The sequence below is a fragment of the Shinella daejeonensis genome (genome assembly GCF_024281235.1).
GTDB lineage: Bacteria > Pseudomonadota > Alphaproteobacteria > Rhizobiales > Rhizobiaceae > Shinella > Shinella daejeonensis.
On record NZ_JAHWXY010000002.1, the window covers coordinates 688,359 to 702,555 of the forward strand.

A 14,197-nucleotide genomic window follows, 5' to 3' on the forward strand; every position below is an offset into this window, starting at 1 on the left:
GCGCCGCCAGTCCGGAAAAAAGGAGAAACAATATGCGTGATATCCTCAAGACCAATGTCAGCCGCCGCGCGATACTCGGCGCAGGCGTGGCCGGCGCATCGATGCTCGCGATGCCGGCGGTGCTGCGCGCGCAGGACAAGTCGCTGAAGATCGGCGTTTACGGCGGCTATTTCAAGGATTCCTTCGACAAGAACATCTTCCCGGAATTCACCAAGGCGACCGGTATCGCGGTCGAATCCGTCGCCGAGCCGACGGGCGAGGCCTGGCTCGTACAACTCGAGCAGGCGGCCCGCGCCGGTCAGGCGCCCGCCGACCTGTCGATGATGTCGCAGGTGGCCATGCTGAAGGGCCAGGCGACGGACCTCTGGGCGCCTCTCGATCCGGCCAAGCTTTCCAATTACGACAATCTCATCGACCATTTCGTCAACAAGTATCCGGACGGGCGCGTCGCCGGTATCGGGGCCGTGGCCTGGTACATCACGCTCGTCACCAACACGAACGTCTATCCCGAAGCGCCGACCTCCTGGGAAGCGCTGTGGGATCCGGCGAATGCCGACAAGCTCGGCCTGCTGGCGCTGGTCTCCAACTCCTTCCTTCTGGAGGTGACGGCCAAGACGTTCTTCGGCGGCACCAATGCGCTCGACACCGAGGAAGGCCAGATCAAGGCCTTCGAGAAACTCGCGGAAGTCAAGCCGAACGTCCGCCTGTGGTATCGTGACGAGGCGCAATTCGAACAGGCCCTGAAGTCCGGCGAAATCCCGATGGGGCAATATTATCACGACGTGACCGGCCTTGCGGCAATGGATGGCCATCCCGTCCGCTCCACCTTCCCGAAGGAGGGCGGCATCATGGATTCCGGCTGCTGGGCGCTGTCGCGGGCCTCGACGAAGTCGGAAGAAGCCCATCTCTTCGTCAACTACATGTGCCAGCCGGAAATCCAGGCGGCGCTGTCGCGCAAGGTCGGCACCGCCCCCACGATCAAGCGCGAGCTGCTGGATCTGACGGCGGAGGAATTTGCCGCCGTTTCCTCCGAGATCGAGCCGATCATCCCGCGTTACGATCTCTATACCAGCAAGTCCGACTGGCTGAACCAGAAGTGGACGGAAATGATCGCGGGCTGAGAGGCCCGAAGACCTTGTTGCCTTCAGCCGGCTGTGTCGCGTCCTTCGGGGCGCGGCATGCCGGTTCGATCTTTTGAAACCGGAGCGCGCCGAACGGAGAGACCATGCCCGGACTGACCCTCGAAAACGTGACGAAGCAGTTCGGCTCGTTTACGGCCGTCGACAAGGTCGACCTTTCGGTGCCGCATGGCACTTTCGTCTGCCTGCTCGGCCCTTCGGGCTGCGGCAAGACGACCCTCATGCGCATGATCGCCGGCCTCGACCTGCCGACGAGCGGCGGAATCCGGCTCGATGGCGCCGACATCACGCAGGTGCCGACGCACAAGCGCGATCTTGGCATGGTCTTCCAGTCGCTTGCGCTTTTTCCTCACCTGACCGTCGGCGAGAATATCGCCTATTCGCTGCGCATTCGCGGTATCGGCAAGGAAGAGCAGAGGAAACGCGTCGACGAGCTTCTGTCGATGATCCATCTCCAGGGCTTCGGGGATCGCCCGGTCGGCAAGCTTTCCGGCGGCCAACGCCAGCGTGTCGCCATCGCCCGGGCGCTGGCGATCTCGCCCCGGCTTTTCCTGCTGGACGAGCCGCTTTCGGCGCTGGACGCCAAGTTGCGCGAAGCGATGCAGGTGGAACTGCGCCAGCTCCAGCAACAGCTCGGCATCACGACGATCGTCGTCACCCATGACCAGCGCGAGGCGATGACCATGGCCGACACGGTGGTCGTGATGAATGGCGGCCGGATCCGGCAGGCCGCCCCGCCCGTCGATATCTATCGCCGCCCCGCCGACGCCTTCGTCGCCGATTTCATCGGCTCGACGAACCTCGTCGATTTCACGGTCGACAGCGCCGGCCGGGTCGTGGTGCTCGGCACCACGGTCGAAGGGCTCGCCGCGCCAACGGGCGTGGCCTCCGGCGTGCTGTCCGTGCGGCCCGAGGACCTGGAACTGACGGCGCCCGGCAACGGTGCGCTTGCCGGTGTCGTCACCTTCCTTCGCGATCTCGGCGGCACCGTCGAGACCTTCGTCGAGGTTGGCGGCAGGCAGCTCGTCGCGGTCTCCATGCCCCATGCGCGGCCCGATGTGACGGTCGGCCAGCCGGTCGGCGTCCGGCTGCGTCCCGAAGCCTGCGTGGTGCTGAAATCATGAGACGCGAACCGCCGCAGAAGCTCGCTGATTATGGCCCGCTGGTCTTTCCGGCGGGCATGCTGATCGTCTTCTTCGTCGTGCCCTTCGCCACGATGATCGCCGTTTCCTTCTTCCGCCGCGATCCGGCGGGCTTCTATACGCCCGATTTCGTCTTCGATAATTACGCCCGCTTCCTCAGCCTGTTCTTCGGCAAGGTGCTCGGCTTCTCGCTGTTTCTGGCCATCGCCGTGGCGATCTGCTGTGTGGTTCTGGCCGTGCCCTTCACCTATCTCCTGGCGCGCACCCGCCGCAAGACCCAGGTCCTCTGGCTCGTGGCGCTCCTTTCCGTGCTGTCGCTGTCGGAGGTGATCATCGGTTTCGCCTGGTCGACGCTGTTTTCCCGCACGGCCGGCATTACCAATCTCTTCGTCGCCCTCGGCCTGATGTCGGAGGCGGTGGCGCTCAATCCGAGTTTCGGCGCGGTGCTGACCGCCATGGTCTATCAGGCGCTGCCCTATACGGTTCTCGTCCTCTATCCGGCGCTCGTGCGGCTCGATCCGACCCTGACCGAAGCCGCGCGCACGCTTGGCGCATCGCCGCTTCGGGCCTTTTTCACCGTCGTGGTGCCGGCGTTGCGCAACACCATCCTCGCCACGCTGATCATGGTCTTCATCTTCGCGCTCGGCTCCTATCTGCTGCCGCAGATTCTCGGCCGGCCGCAGCACTGGACGCTCTCGGTGCTGATCACCGATCAGGCGATCTACCAGTCGAACATGCCGTTCGCGGCGGCCATGGCCGTCTTCCTCGTGCTCGTCACGCTCGCGCTCGTCGCGCTGACGGTCTACGCCGGCCGCAAGGGAGAAGCGGCATGAACACGTTCCTGCAACGATGCTATTTCGCGCTCTTCGGCCTGTTCCTGGCGATGCCGCTCATCGTGGTCGCCGGTGTCTCGGTCAACGAGAAGCAGACGCTGGCCTTTCCGCCGCAGGGGTTCTCGCTGTCCTGGTACGGTGAGATCTTCGCCAATCCGGAATGGCGCAGCGCCCTGATCGCCTCCCTGACGCTCGCCGCCCTCTCGGCGGCGCTGGCCCTGATCATCGCCTTGCCGCTTGCCTGGTTCCTGTGGCGGCGGCATGCGCCCTGGGCCAATGTCTTCCAGCTTCTCGGCATCGCGCCCTTCACCCTGCCGCCGGTCATCACCGCGCTCGGCTTCCTGACGTTCTGGGCGACGACGGGCTTCTACGGCCAGCCGGCGACGGCGGTGATCAGCCACGCGATCTTCTTCGTGACGCTGCCGCTGGTGACCTTGTCGCTCGGCTTTTCCTCCATCGACCGCTCGCTCGTCGAGGCTGCGGCGACCATGGGCGCGGACGACAGGACGGTGTTCCGCACCGTGGTGCTGCCGCTGATCCGGCCTTATCTCGTTTCGGGCTATGCCTTTGCCTTCGTGCTGTCGCTCAACGAATATATCGTGGCCTATATGACCGTCGGTTTCACGCTGGAGACGCTGCCGATCAAGATCTTCAACGCGCTGCGCTACGGCTACACGCCGACGATGGCGTCGGTGACCATCCTGTTCGTCGTCGTCGCGGCGACGATCTTCGGGCTGGTCGCCCGGTTCGGCGACCTGCCGAAGCTCTTGGGCGCAATGTCGTCGCGCGAGTGAGATAATCGTTGAAACGCCGGCTTTCCGGTGTTTCTCACAGGGTTTTGGGAGAGATCCGATGCGGATTGCCGCCTTTCAGATGCATGCGATTCCCGGTGATCCGGACACCAATCTGGAGCGGATCGCCATGGCGGCGGCGGATGCCGCGTCGGGTGGTGCGAAACTGCTGATCCTGCCGGAACTGGCGGTCACCGGCTATGGCGCGGATGCGGCCTTCGAACGGCTCGGTTCGCCGGCTTCGGGGCCGGTCGCGCAGCGCCTCGGCGCCATTGCGCGGGAGAACCGTCTGGCGATCGTTGCGGGTTTCGCCGAGCGGGAAGGGGCAAATCTCTACAATAGTGCGCTCTTTACCGACGGCATCGGCACGCAGGCGGTCTATCGCAAGTCCCATCTTTATGGCGAATACGAGCGTCGCTGGTTCCGCGCCGATGCGCCGGGTTCCGTGCTGGTCGAACTGGGCGGCATCCGGCTCGGCATGCTGATCTGCTACGATGTGGAGTTTCCGGAAAATGTCCGTCGCCTGGCGCTGGCGGGCGCGGATCTCGTGGTGGTGCCGACCGCGGTGCCCAAGGGAGCCGCGGGAACGTTCATCGCCAGCCATATGATCCGGGTGCGCGCCTTCGAGAACCAGACGTTCGTCGCCTATGTCAACCACTGCGGCGCGGACGACCGCTTCTCCTATGCGGGCCTGTCCTGTATTGCGGCGCCGGACGGAGCGGTTCTGGCGGCCGGGCCGGACGAAGGCGAGACGCTGCTGTTCGCCGAGATCCGGCCGGCCGATTTTGCGGCTTCGCGCGCCGAAAACAGCTATCTTCAGGATCTGGCCCGCCTCGGCGGCTGATCGCAAAGGCCGGCCGGCCCCGTTACCCTGCCTGATGGGTGACGCGGCCATCGCAGATCGTCAGGACGGGCCGGATCGAGGCCAGTTCGTCGTGCGGTGAGGTCTCGACGTTTGCGGACAGGACGACGATATCGGCAAGATAGCCCGCCTTCAGCATGCCCTTGCGATCCTCCATGAATTCGACCCAGGCCCCCGTGCGCGTATAGGCGGCGAGCGTTTCCTGCAAGGACAGGCGCTGGTCTTCCAGTCCCTCCTTCCAGACGGGACGGGTCATGGCGCATTGGATGCAGTTCATCGGATCGAGCGGGGAGACCGGCCAGTCGGTGGCGAAGACGATGTTCGTGCCCGCGTCGACCAGCGTCTTCCATGCGAAGGCATGGGGCCAGCGATCCTCGCCGATATAGGACAGATAGGGTTCGAGCGGCAGTCCCGCGACGCCCGGCGGATGCACGGGCTGCATCGAGGCGACCGTCCCAAGCGCCTGAAAACGCGGAATGTCGGACGGCTGCACCACCTCGATATGTTCGATGCGGTGGCGGCTGTCGCGCCGGCCGTTGGCCCGGATCGCCGCCTCGTAGCCGTTCAGGACCATGTTCACCGCGCCGTCGCCGATGGCGTGGACGGCGATTTGCAGGCCGAGCCGGTCTGCGGCGGTGGCGATCGTGTCGAAATGCGTCTGCGAGAACAGCGGTTCGCCCTTCCAGCCGGGTCGGTGGCAATAGTCGTCGATGAAGACGGCGGTGCCGGATTCGGTGACGCCGTCCATGAACAGCTTGACGAAATCGCAGCGCAGCCGGTCGCCGCTGAAGCGGGCGCGCCAGACGGCGGCCTTCTCCGTAAGATCGGAAAGCGGCATGAAATTCTTCATGTGGAAGGGCATCCGCACGCGTACCGGCAGCCCGGTGGTACGTTCGATCTCGTCGAGAAGTTCGAGCTGGTAGAGGCTGCCGTCCATGTTCTGCAACGATGTGATGCCGAGGGAAGCGACATAGGCAAGACCCTTCTTCAGTGTCTCGATGTCGCTTGCGCGCTCTTCCGCCGTGACATGCGCGGGATCGCCGCCGGTGGTGATACCCAGCATGTCGCGTCCGCCGCTCTCGCCGAAAGCGGCGACCGGCGCCATGGCGTCGCTTTCGCGCAATTCGCCGTTGGCCAGCCCGTCCTCACCCATGACGATCTCGTTGCCGACCCCGACTTCGCCTCCTTCGAGAATGCCCGCCATCTTCAGGGCGGCGGTGTTCGCCCAGCCGGTGTGATGATCGTAGGCACAGAGGAAGAGCGGTCGGTCCGGCAGGATGCGATCGAGATGATGGCGGGTCAGCCGTTCGTGGTCGGAGAGGATGGTATATTCCGCCTGCTGCGCCACCAGCAGCCGGCGCTCGGGATATTGCGCGGCATAGGCCTTGATGGCCGCGTCCAGCGCGTCGAACCCCCTGATGCCCATCAGGGACAGTTCGCTGAGTTCGGCCGAGCCGCCGAATATATGCATATGGGCTTCGTTGAAGCCGGGCAGGACCGATCCGCCCCGGGCGTCGATGACATGGGTATCGGGGCCGGAGAAAGCATCCACCTCCGCCTCCGAGCCGACCGCCAGGATACGGTTGGCGCCGATTGCGATGGCTTCGGCCCGGGGACGGGCGTCGTCCATCGTCAGCACCCGCGCGTTGCGGATGATAAAGCTCGCTTCGGTCTGCATCGCATATCCCTCCCGTTGTTCAGAACGTCCGGCGGCAGAGCGCGCGGAAGAAGGCGAACATGTCCTGATTGTCCTCGTCGCCCAGCGGATCGGGCTGCGACGACAGTTTGACGATCACCGTTTCCGCGCTCGGATCGACATAAAGCCACTGGCCATGGATGCCGATGGCGCAGAAGGCGCCGTCGGCTTCGCCCGACTGATACCACTGGCTGCGGTAGCGCCCGTTGGGCAGATCGACATTCATGCCCGCAAGCCAGGCCTCGCGGTCGCCGTTCTGCCGCATGTCGGCGATCCAGGCGGCCGGCACGATCTGCCGGCCCTCGATTGCGCCGTCCATGCGCAGCAATTCGCCGAGACGGGCGAGGTCGCGTGCCCGCACGCAGACGCCGCCCGCCGTGCGCGGCGTGCCGATCGCATCGACGCTCACGCAGCCGTCGCCCTTCGCGCCCATCGGCTTCCAGACGTGCTCCGACAGGAGATCGCCGAAGCGCGCGCCCGTCGCGCGCTCGATGATCACGCCGAGTAGGTCGGCATTGGGCGAGGCATAATAGAACGGACCGCCATGCGGGCGCTCGGCCTTGGAGAGCGTCAGCAGGAAAGCGGCGAGCGTCTCCGGTTCGGTGTCCGGCTGCGGCGGGTTCCAGAGCATGGCGCGGCGATAGCGCGCGAAGAGACCGTAGGGGTCGAGATAGGCTTCCTCGAAGTCGAGGCTTACGCGCATGTCGAGCACGTCGCGATAGGTGCAGTCGCCATAGACGCTGCCTTTCGCTTCCGGGAGATAGTCGGTCACCGGCCGGTCGGGCTCGATGACGCCTTCCGCTTCGAGGATGCCCGAGATGAGGGCCGTCAGCGACTTGGAGATGGAGAAGATCAGGTGGGCGGCATCGCTATCGGCATGCGCCGCATAATGTTCCGCGACGATCTCTCCCTTGCGCATCAGGACGAAGGCGTCGGTATGGGCGTAATCGAGGAAGGCGCGGGCCGTGCCGGCGCCGGCAAGTCCGGTTTCCATCGGCGCATCGAGAAAAGTGTCCGAGGGGAGAGGGGTTTCGGCGACGGGGGCGGCGGCGGCGATGGCGGCCGTCGGCACGAGGTCGCGGACATTCTGGAAGCTCCAGCGGCTATAGGGGGCGGTGCGCCAGTTCGCCAGCGTCACCTCGGCGCGGGAAAAGCCGTGCCGTTCCTTGAAAGTCTTGGTCATGATCCATCCGCAAGACGCGGAAAGGCGCGTGGCCCTTCCGCGTGGGTCGTTATTGGTCGGTGGCGGCGCAAGCCGCCTATTTCTGAAGCTCGGTCCAGATCCTGGTATAAAGCTCCTGGACTTCCGGCGGGCAGGCGAGATTGAATTCGCCGGCGGCCTTCAGTTCTTCGGGGACCACGATCTCGGGCGCATCCTTCATGTCGTCCGGCATGAAGGCTTCCGATCCCTTGATGCCGTTAGCGTAGCGGGCGAAGGAGGAAAGCATCGCGGCGTTTTCCGGCTCCATGATGAAATTCAGGAAGAGCTTGGCGTTTTCCACGTTGCGGGCATCGGCAAGGATGGCGGCGTTGTCCATCCAGATCGGGAAGCCTTCCTTCGGATAGCCATAGACGATATCGGGATTTTGCAGGCGGGCGCGGAAGGCCGCGCCGTTCCATTCCACACCGCCGGAAATATCGCCCTTCACGACCTTTTCGATGGAGCTGTAGTCCATCGACAGCCATTTCGGCTTCGCCTCGTTCAGCTTGTCGCGCATCTTCTTGAGCATGTCGAGATCGCCGGAGCAGGGCTTTCCGCCGACATAGGCGACGGCGAGGTGAATGACGTCGGACATCTCCGGCAGAACGTTGACCTTGCCGACCAGTTCTTCCGGCGGGTCCATGAAGATGGCGGAAGTGTTGGGATCGCCCGAATAGATCTTCTTGTTGACCATCACGCCGGTCGTGCCCCATTGCCAGGGAACCGAATAGTGGCGGCCGGGATCGAACACCACGTCGACCCATTGCGGATCGACATTCTTGAAGTTCTCCATCTGGTCGGGCCGGGCCTCCAGGAGGAGGCCTTCCGAAATCCAGATCGGCATGACGTTGGCGGAAGGGACGACGATGTCGAAACCGTGGCCGCCCTGGCGAACCTTGGCAAGCGCGGTGTCGTTGGAATCGTAGTCGGTGATCGTCACCTTGACGTCATAGGTTTCCTCGAACTTCTTGATCATCTCGGGGCTGGTGTAATTGCCCCAGTTGAAGATGTTGAGCTCGCCTTCGGCATGCGCCACGGCCGTCGTGGCCATGAGGCCCGCGGCAAGCGCCATCAATCCCAGTTTGCATCGCATGGCCGTTCTCCTGTTGGTTAGGTCTTTTGTTTCTGCGGGTTCCTGCTGAGGAAGAAGAAGAGTGTCACGATCGCCAGCGACAGGACGAGGAAGACCGTCGAGATCGCGTTCATTTCCGGCGTGACCACCCGGCGCAACTGTCCGAGCATATAGGTCGGCAGCGTGTCCTGGCCGCCCGACTTCACGAACTCGGTGATGACCACGTCATCGAGCGAAATCACGAAGGCGAGCATGAGCCCGGCGAGGATACCGGGCCAGAGCAACGGCAGCGTGACATGGCGAAAGGTCTGGAAGGGGCTGGCGTAGAGATCCGCTGCCGCCCGTTCCAGCGACAGGTCCATGCTTTCAAGCCGCGCGCGGATCGGCAGATAGGCGAAGGGCACGCAGAAGGCCGAATGGGCGAGGATGAGGTAGCCGAGGCCGGAATAGCCGGTCCACACCTTGATGCGCGAGAAAAGAATGAGCAGCGCCACCGCCGTGACGATCTCCGGCACCAGCAGCGGCATGTTGATGATGGAATATTTGAAGGTGAGGCCGCGATAGGGGGCGGTGCGCGTGGTGGCGAGCGCGGCGAGCGTGGCGCAGGTCGTGGCGATGACGGCAGCACTCGCCGCGATTTTCAGCGAGCGCCAGGAGGCCTCGATGACTTGCGCATTGTTCCAGGCGCTTTCGAACCAGCGGAAGGAGAAGCCTTCCCATACGGCGATGGAGACGCCGGCGTTGAAGGCGTAGACCACCAGCGTGGCGATCGGCAGATAGAGCAGGAAGAAGCACAGCATCGCGATGGTCGCAAAGCCCGGCTGCCGCTTGATCGAGAACGGCCTAGCCATGGGCGCCGCCTCCGGATTTTCCGGTATTGCGCACGTAGAACAGAAGCACGAAGAGCACGACGACGACGAGCGCGACGGACAGCGCCGCGCCGAGCGGCCAGTTTCGGCCCTGGCCGAACTGCAATTCGATGAGATTGCCGATCATCAGCGCCTTGCCGCCGCCCAGCACCCTGGGAATGACATAGGAGGAGAGGGCGGGGACGAAGACGAGGATCGATCCGGCGACGATGCCGGGCCTGACCATCGGCACGACAATGCGGGTGAGCACGCCGAAGCGCGAGGCGTAGAGGTCGTAGCCGGCCTCCACCAGCCGGAAATCAAGTTTTTCCAGGCTGGCGTAGAGCGGCAGCACCATCAGCGGCAGGAACACATAGGTCATGCCGAGCAGCACGGCGAAATCGGTGAACAGCATCTGGATCGGAGTCGAGATCAGCCCGAGGGTCATGAGCACGGTATTGACGATGCCCTCGCTGCGGATCGCTTCCTGAATGGCGAAGGCGCGGATCAGCATGTTCGTCCAGAAGGGGATGGTGACGAGGAAAAGCCACAGCGACCGGGTATGCGGCGTGCGTGTGGCAATGAAATAGGCGGTGGGAAAGCCGAAGATCAGGCAGAGCAGCGTCGTGATGAAGGCAAGCTTCACGCTCCGCCAGATGATCGAGAAATGGGCGTCGGCCAGCGAGACCGTGCCGTCGAAGATGTCCCGCGACAGAAAGACGTTGAACCAGCCTTCGGTGGAAAACGCCCATTTCACGTCGCCGTAGTTGCCGGGCGCGAGGAAGGAATAGAGCACGACGATGGCGAGCGGCCCGACGCTGGCCGCCACGATCAGAAAGAGGGCGGGCGCACTGAGCAGCCAGCGGTCCCGGATCTCTTTCCGCTGGCGCTCCTCGCCGATCTGCCGCGCATCGATCGCCATGATCAGTCCTTCAGAATCTGCGCGGCGTTGTCGCTGAAACGCACGCCGATGCGGTGGCCGGTTTCGGGCGCGTCGCCCTCGCTGCCGGCGCGGCTGTTCTGCCGGCGCACGATGAAATCCGTCCCGTCGTCGAGATGCACATGATAATGGGTGTCCGTGCCGAAATAGACGATGTCGCCGAGCGTCCCGTCCATCGTGCCCGCGCCGGCGGTGACAAGATCGGCATGTTCGGGCCGGATCACCAGCGTCACGGCGCCGGAGGGCGTGGCGGTGTCCGGCAGGCCGGCCGTTATCGTCGCGCCGGTGGCCAGCCGCAGGGTCGCCCGCCGGCCTTCCGTCCTTTCGACGGTGCCGGTCAGGAAATTGGTCTCGCCGATGAAATCGGCGACGAAGCGGTCGGCGGGGCGGTCGTAGATTTCGCGGGCCGTGCCCACCTGCCGCACCTGTCCTTCGGACATGACGGCGATGCGATCCGACATGGTCAGCGCTTCTTCCTGGTCGTGGGTGACGAAGACGAAGGTGATGCCGGTTTCCGCCTGAAGCCGCTTCAGTTCGATCTGCATCGATTTGCGCAACTTGAGGTCGAGCGCCGAAAGCGGCTCGTCGAGCAGCAGCACCTTGGGCCGCGGCGCCAGCGCCCGGGCAAGCGCCACGCGTTGCTGCTGGCCGCCGGAGAGCTGCGTCACCGGGTGGTCGCCGCGACCCTCCAGATGGACGAGCTTCAGCATGTCGGCGACGACCGCTCCGACCTCGCTTTTCGGCCTGCCGAGCATCTTCAGCCCGAAACCGATGTTTTCGGCGACGCTCAGATGCGGGAAAAGCGCGTAGTTCTGGAAGACCGTGTTGACGGGCCGCTGGTTGGGCAGGAGGCCGGAGATGTCGGCGCCGTCGAGCAGAACACGGCCTTCCGTCGGCAGTTCGAAGCCTGCGATCATCCGCAGGAGCGTCGTCTTGCCACAACCGGACGGTCCCAGAAGCGTGAAGAATTCATTGGAACGGATATCCAGCGTGACGTCGTCGACGGCCTGGAAGGAGCCGAACCTTTTCTTGATGCCATGCAGGCCGATCGTGCCGCCATGGGCTGCGGTCGCGCGGGATATGGTCATCCGTTCCCCGTTTTTCATCCCTCCAGCCGGGATCTCCTCTTCCCCTCTGGACGGCGAGCCGGCACAGGCTCTGTTTCACGGCTTCATGTGATATTATTGTCTTGTTTATGATCACGATCAAAGCAAGTCTTTGCCGGCCTGTAAAGGGGTCTTTCCGCGCTACCCGCCGGGCCTTTCATCAATCCCCGTTTGCAGCCCGTGTCCGATGAAAAGGCGCGCCCAGCCGGCTTTCCGGTCTGGTGCGGGGGGATCACAGGCCGCAATTATAGCGGGTGTTTATCAGGATCTGGGAATAGTTCGGCTCCACGTTCACCCCGTCGAGATTGTCCCGGATCCATTTCACCGCCGCCGCCAGTTCCTCGGTGAAGTCGTGTGAGATGACATAGTCCATGGCGCCCGCTTCCAGCAGGGTGCGCGAATAGTTCGTCAGTTCATGACCGACGAAGATGGTGGTGTCGGCCCGGCCGGCTTTCTCCAGCGCCCGGGCGACGCCGCGGTTGCCGCCGGCGACATTGTAGATGGCGGCGGGATAGCCGTTCGTCTCGAAATAGCGGCTCACCTGTTCGCTGGTGCCGTCGGGGCGGTCGTTGGTGATCAGCCGCTCCTCAAGCTTCAGATAGGGAAAATCGGAGCGCAACACGCGCCGGAACCCCATCTCCCGCTCCTGCTGGCTGCGGAAGGGGGCGCTCATGACGATCAAGACGCTGTTCGGTTCCTTCGGCAGGGCGTGGCCGATCAGGAGGGCCGCGACGCTGCCGGCGGCATATTGGTCGTTGCCGACATAGGCGCTGCGGCGTGAACTGGGCAGGTCGGAGGTCAGGCATACCACCGGGATGCCGAAGCTGCGCAGCTTGCGGATGGCGCGATTGAAGGCCGGATGCTCCCGGGCGATGACGACGACGCCGTCGGCTTCGCTGCCGTCCTTCTCGATCTGCCGGGCGAAGGCGTTGGGGTCGACTTCATTGGTGAAGATAAAGGTGCCCTCGACGTCGATGCCGGGCACCGAGCGGTTCACATCGGTCGTGGCGGTCTCCATGGCCGCGTTGAACGCTTCCCCGGAATCGCAGAAAAGGCGGATGAGAAGCGGCCTGTTTCTTTCGGAATGTTCGGAAGAGAGCTTTTTCAGCGCATCCATGACCTTGGTGCGGGTCTTCTCCCGCACGCCGTTGCGGTTGTTGAGCACACGGTCGACGGTCGCGGGACCGACGCCCGCCAGTTTTGCGATTTCGGGGATCGTCGGTCCCTTCCATCCCTGTCCGTTGAGGCGCATAGGGGCGAATTCTCCAAAAAATTTGATGGCTGGCACATCATTATTGCCTGTCATCGGTTTTACAATCGCTGCTTTCCTAAGCATTGGCGTGAAATTTAGCAAATATGAATTTTTGATGTATTTCCAATCAAAATATGACGACTTCGAACTTGAAGGATGTGTTTTGAATCCGGAATAATGACAATGTCATTTGGAGGAGGACATCATGAAAATCAGGACACCCGTGCTGCTTTCGGCACTGGCGGCAGCCGCCATTTTCATCGGCGGCGCCGCCCATGCGCAGGACAGCGAGAAAGAATATCGCTTCGTCATGGTTTCCCATATCGGATCGAACGATCCGAACATGAACTGGCTGACCATGTCGCTGGCGGAGTTCGAGAAGAAGTACCCGAACGTCAAGACGGAGTATATTTCCACCAACAATTACTCGGTGCAGGAGCATGTGCGCCTTCTCGAACAGGCGATCTCCACCCAGCCGGACGGCATCGCCGTGCCGATCGTCAGCTCCGACGCTTTCGAAGGGCCGCTGCGGCGCGCCATCGAGGCCGGCATTCCGGTCGTCGCCTTCAACATCGCCGACGGCCGTCCGGAAGGCGAGCGGATCCCCTATCTGACCTATGTCGGCGGCGACGAATATCTCACCGGCAAGAAGCTCGGCGAATATGCGGTCGCACAGGCGGAAGCCGGCGAGATTCCGAAGCCGACGCGGATCGTCTGCGCCAGCCATGATTCCGCCCACCAGGGCCTCAAGGCGCGCTGCGCCGGCATGAAGGAAGTGATGGAGGCCGCAGGCGCCAAGTTCGATGAACTGTTCATCGGCGCCGAGCCCGCCACCGCTCGCAACACGTTGCAATCCTTTCTCCAGGCCAATCCGGACACCAACTATATCTTCACCGTCGCCGGCTGGTCGTCGCCCTGGGCCTGGGGTGTTGCCAACGACATGAAGCTCGATCCCGACGTCGACGACAAGGGCGTGACGGTCCTGACCGTCGACGAGGGTCCGGTCTCGATCGAGGGGGTGCGTGCGGGCCACGTTCTGGCGACGAACAGCCAGGGCTTCTGGTTGCAGGGCTATGCGCCGATGGAATGGCTCTACTGGAACAAGGAATTCGGCTATGCGCCGCAGTCGGATATTCTGACGGGCCCGGTCATCATCACGAAGGATAACGCCGACAAATGGGCCGAGCTGGTCCGCGGCGTCTTCGGCGACAAGGCCTACGACGAGCAGAACACCTGGTAAGGGGTTCCTCCCGCGTGGGGCAGCCGGTCGCCGCAAGGTTCCGGCTGCTCCCGATTTCTCGCGCGCCTGCGGCCG

The 14,197-nt window shown here is 63.6% G+C and carries 13 protein-coding genes; 6 read left to right on the forward strand and 7 right to left on the reverse strand.

What is annotated here, in order from left to right; genetic code table 11:
* The first annotated feature begins 32 nt into the window (after positions 1–32).
* The 5 genes from KYK29_RS09745 to KYK29_RS09765 all read left to right on the forward strand — a co-directional run bounded on the left by KYK29_RS09745 (position 33) and on the right by KYK29_RS09765 (position 4,749).
* Positions 33–1,121 carry an ABC transporter substrate-binding protein gene (locus tag KYK29_RS09745; protein ID WP_302795450.1) on the forward strand — a complete coding sequence of 363 codons (1,089 nt, stop codon included), beginning with the start codon at positions 33–35 and terminating at the stop codon, positions 1,119–1,121.
* 104 nt (positions 1,122–1,225) lie between these two features.
* The gene (locus tag KYK29_RS09750) at positions 1,226–2,263 is read left to right on the forward strand and encodes an ABC transporter ATP-binding protein (RefSeq protein ID WP_254690685.1); all 1,038 of its coding nucleotides are present in this window, start codon (positions 1,226–1,228) and stop codon (positions 2,261–2,263) included.
* Positions 2,260–3,114 carry an ABC transporter permease gene (locus KYK29_RS09755; protein ID WP_254690686.1) on the forward strand — a complete coding sequence of 285 codons (855 nt, stop codon included), beginning with the start codon at positions 2,260–2,262 and terminating at the stop codon, positions 3,112–3,114. The genes KYK29_RS09750 and KYK29_RS09755 overlap by 4 nt, the downstream gene beginning before the upstream one ends.
* The gene (locus KYK29_RS09760; protein WP_254690687.1) at positions 3,111–3,908 is read left to right on the forward strand and encodes an ABC transporter permease; all 798 of its coding nucleotides are present in this window, start codon (positions 3,111–3,113) and stop codon (positions 3,906–3,908) included. The genes KYK29_RS09755 and KYK29_RS09760 overlap by 4 nt, the downstream gene beginning before the upstream one ends.
* Positions 3,909–3,966: 58 nt before the next feature.
* Positions 3,967–4,749: a carbon-nitrogen hydrolase family protein gene (locus KYK29_RS09765; RefSeq protein ID WP_254690688.1), complete on the forward strand. Its 783-nt coding sequence runs from the start codon at positions 3,967–3,969 to the stop codon at positions 4,747–4,749.
* A gap of 22 nt (positions 4,750–4,771) precedes the next feature.
* On the opposite strand, the gene KYK29_RS09770 is transcribed toward KYK29_RS09765, so the two are convergent.
* The 7 genes from KYK29_RS09770 to KYK29_RS09800 form a co-directional block, all read right to left on the reverse strand.
* Positions 4,772–6,445: an amidohydrolase gene (locus KYK29_RS09770; protein WP_254690689.1), complete on the reverse strand. Its 1,674-nt coding sequence runs from the start codon at positions 6,443–6,445 to the stop codon at positions 4,772–4,774.
* Positions 6,446–6,464: 19 nt separating this feature from the next.
* A complete protein-coding gene (locus tag KYK29_RS09775) occupies positions 6,465–7,646 on the reverse strand; it encodes a serine hydrolase domain-containing protein (protein WP_254690690.1) in 1,182 nt (393 codons plus the stop codon).
* A gap of 76 nt (positions 7,647–7,722) precedes the next feature.
* The gene (locus KYK29_RS09780) at positions 7,723–8,757 is read right to left on the reverse strand and encodes an extracellular solute-binding protein (RefSeq protein WP_254690691.1); all 1,035 of its coding nucleotides are present in this window, start codon (positions 8,755–8,757) and stop codon (positions 7,723–7,725) included.
* Positions 8,758–8,774: 17 nt separating this feature from the next.
* Positions 8,775–9,587: an ABC transporter permease gene (locus KYK29_RS09785; RefSeq protein ID WP_254690692.1), complete on the reverse strand. Its 813-nt coding sequence runs from the start codon at positions 9,585–9,587 to the stop codon at positions 8,775–8,777.
* Complete coding sequence (locus KYK29_RS09790; RefSeq protein WP_254690693.1) at positions 9,580–10,506, reverse strand: ABC transporter permease; 927 nt, start codon at positions 10,504–10,506, stop codon at positions 9,580–9,582. The genes KYK29_RS09785 and KYK29_RS09790 overlap by 8 nt, the downstream gene beginning before the upstream one ends.
* A 2-nt stretch (positions 10,507–10,508) precedes the next feature.
* Positions 10,509–11,612 carry an ABC transporter ATP-binding protein gene (locus KYK29_RS09795; protein WP_254690694.1) on the reverse strand — a complete coding sequence of 368 codons (1,104 nt, stop codon included), beginning with the start codon at positions 11,610–11,612 and terminating at the stop codon, positions 10,509–10,511.
* A 250-nt stretch (positions 11,613–11,862) separates the two neighbouring features.
* Positions 11,863–12,882 carry a LacI family DNA-binding transcriptional regulator gene (locus KYK29_RS09800; protein ID WP_254690695.1) on the reverse strand — a complete coding sequence of 340 codons (1,020 nt, stop codon included), beginning with the start codon at positions 12,880–12,882 and terminating at the stop codon, positions 11,863–11,865.
* A gap of 205 nt (positions 12,883–13,087) precedes the next feature.
* On the opposite strand from KYK29_RS09800, the gene KYK29_RS09805 reads away from it, so the two are divergent.
* The gene (locus KYK29_RS09805) at positions 13,088–14,122 is read left to right on the forward strand and encodes a sugar ABC transporter substrate-binding protein (RefSeq protein ID WP_254690696.1); all 1,035 of its coding nucleotides are present in this window, start codon (positions 13,088–13,090) and stop codon (positions 14,120–14,122) included.
* The last annotated feature ends 75 nt before the right edge of the window (positions 14,123–14,197 follow it).

Excerpts from the sequence above, each read along its gene's own strand:
- KYK29_RS09765 (WP_254690688.1), top strand. The coding sequence starts at position 3,967 with ATGCGGATTGCCGCCTTTCAGATGCATGCGATTCCCGGTGATCCGGAC.
- KYK29_RS09755 (WP_254690686.1), top strand. The coding sequence starts at position 2,260 with ATGAGACGCGAACCGCCGCAGAAGCTCGCTGATTATGGCCCGCTGGTC.
- KYK29_RS09785 (WP_254690692.1), bottom strand. The coding sequence starts at position 9,587 with ATGGCTAGGCCGTTCTCGATCAAGCGGCAGCCGGGCTTTGCGACCATC.
- KYK29_RS09795 (WP_254690694.1), bottom strand. The coding sequence starts at position 11,612 with ATGACCATATCCCGCGCGACCGCAGCCCATGGCGGCACGATCGGCCTG.
- KYK29_RS09775 (WP_254690690.1), bottom strand. The coding sequence starts at position 7,646 with ATGACCAAGACTTTCAAGGAACGGCACGGCTTTTCCCGCGCCGAGGTG.
- KYK29_RS09780 (WP_254690691.1), bottom strand. The coding sequence starts at position 8,757 with ATGCGATGCAAACTGGGATTGATGGCGCTTGCCGCGGGCCTCATGGCC.
- KYK29_RS09745 (WP_302795450.1), top strand. The coding sequence starts at position 33 with ATGCGTGATATCCTCAAGACCAATGTCAGCCGCCGCGCGATACTCGGC.
- KYK29_RS09805 (WP_254690696.1), top strand. The coding sequence starts at position 13,088 with ATGAAAATCAGGACACCCGTGCTGCTTTCGGCACTGGCGGCAGCCGCC.
- KYK29_RS09800 (WP_254690695.1), bottom strand. The coding sequence starts at position 12,882 with ATGCGCCTCAACGGACAGGGATGGAAGGGACCGACGATCCCCGAAATC.
- KYK29_RS09750 (WP_254690685.1), top strand. The coding sequence starts at position 1,226 with ATGCCCGGACTGACCCTCGAAAACGTGACGAAGCAGTTCGGCTCGTTT.
- KYK29_RS09770 (WP_254690689.1), bottom strand. The coding sequence starts at position 6,445 with ATGCAGACCGAAGCGAGCTTTATCATCCGCAACGCGCGGGTGCTGACG.
- KYK29_RS09760 (WP_254690687.1), top strand. The coding sequence starts at position 3,111 with ATGAACACGTTCCTGCAACGATGCTATTTCGCGCTCTTCGGCCTGTTC.
- KYK29_RS09790 (WP_254690693.1), bottom strand. The coding sequence starts at position 10,506 with ATGGCGATCGATGCGCGGCAGATCGGCGAGGAGCGCCAGCGGAAAGAG.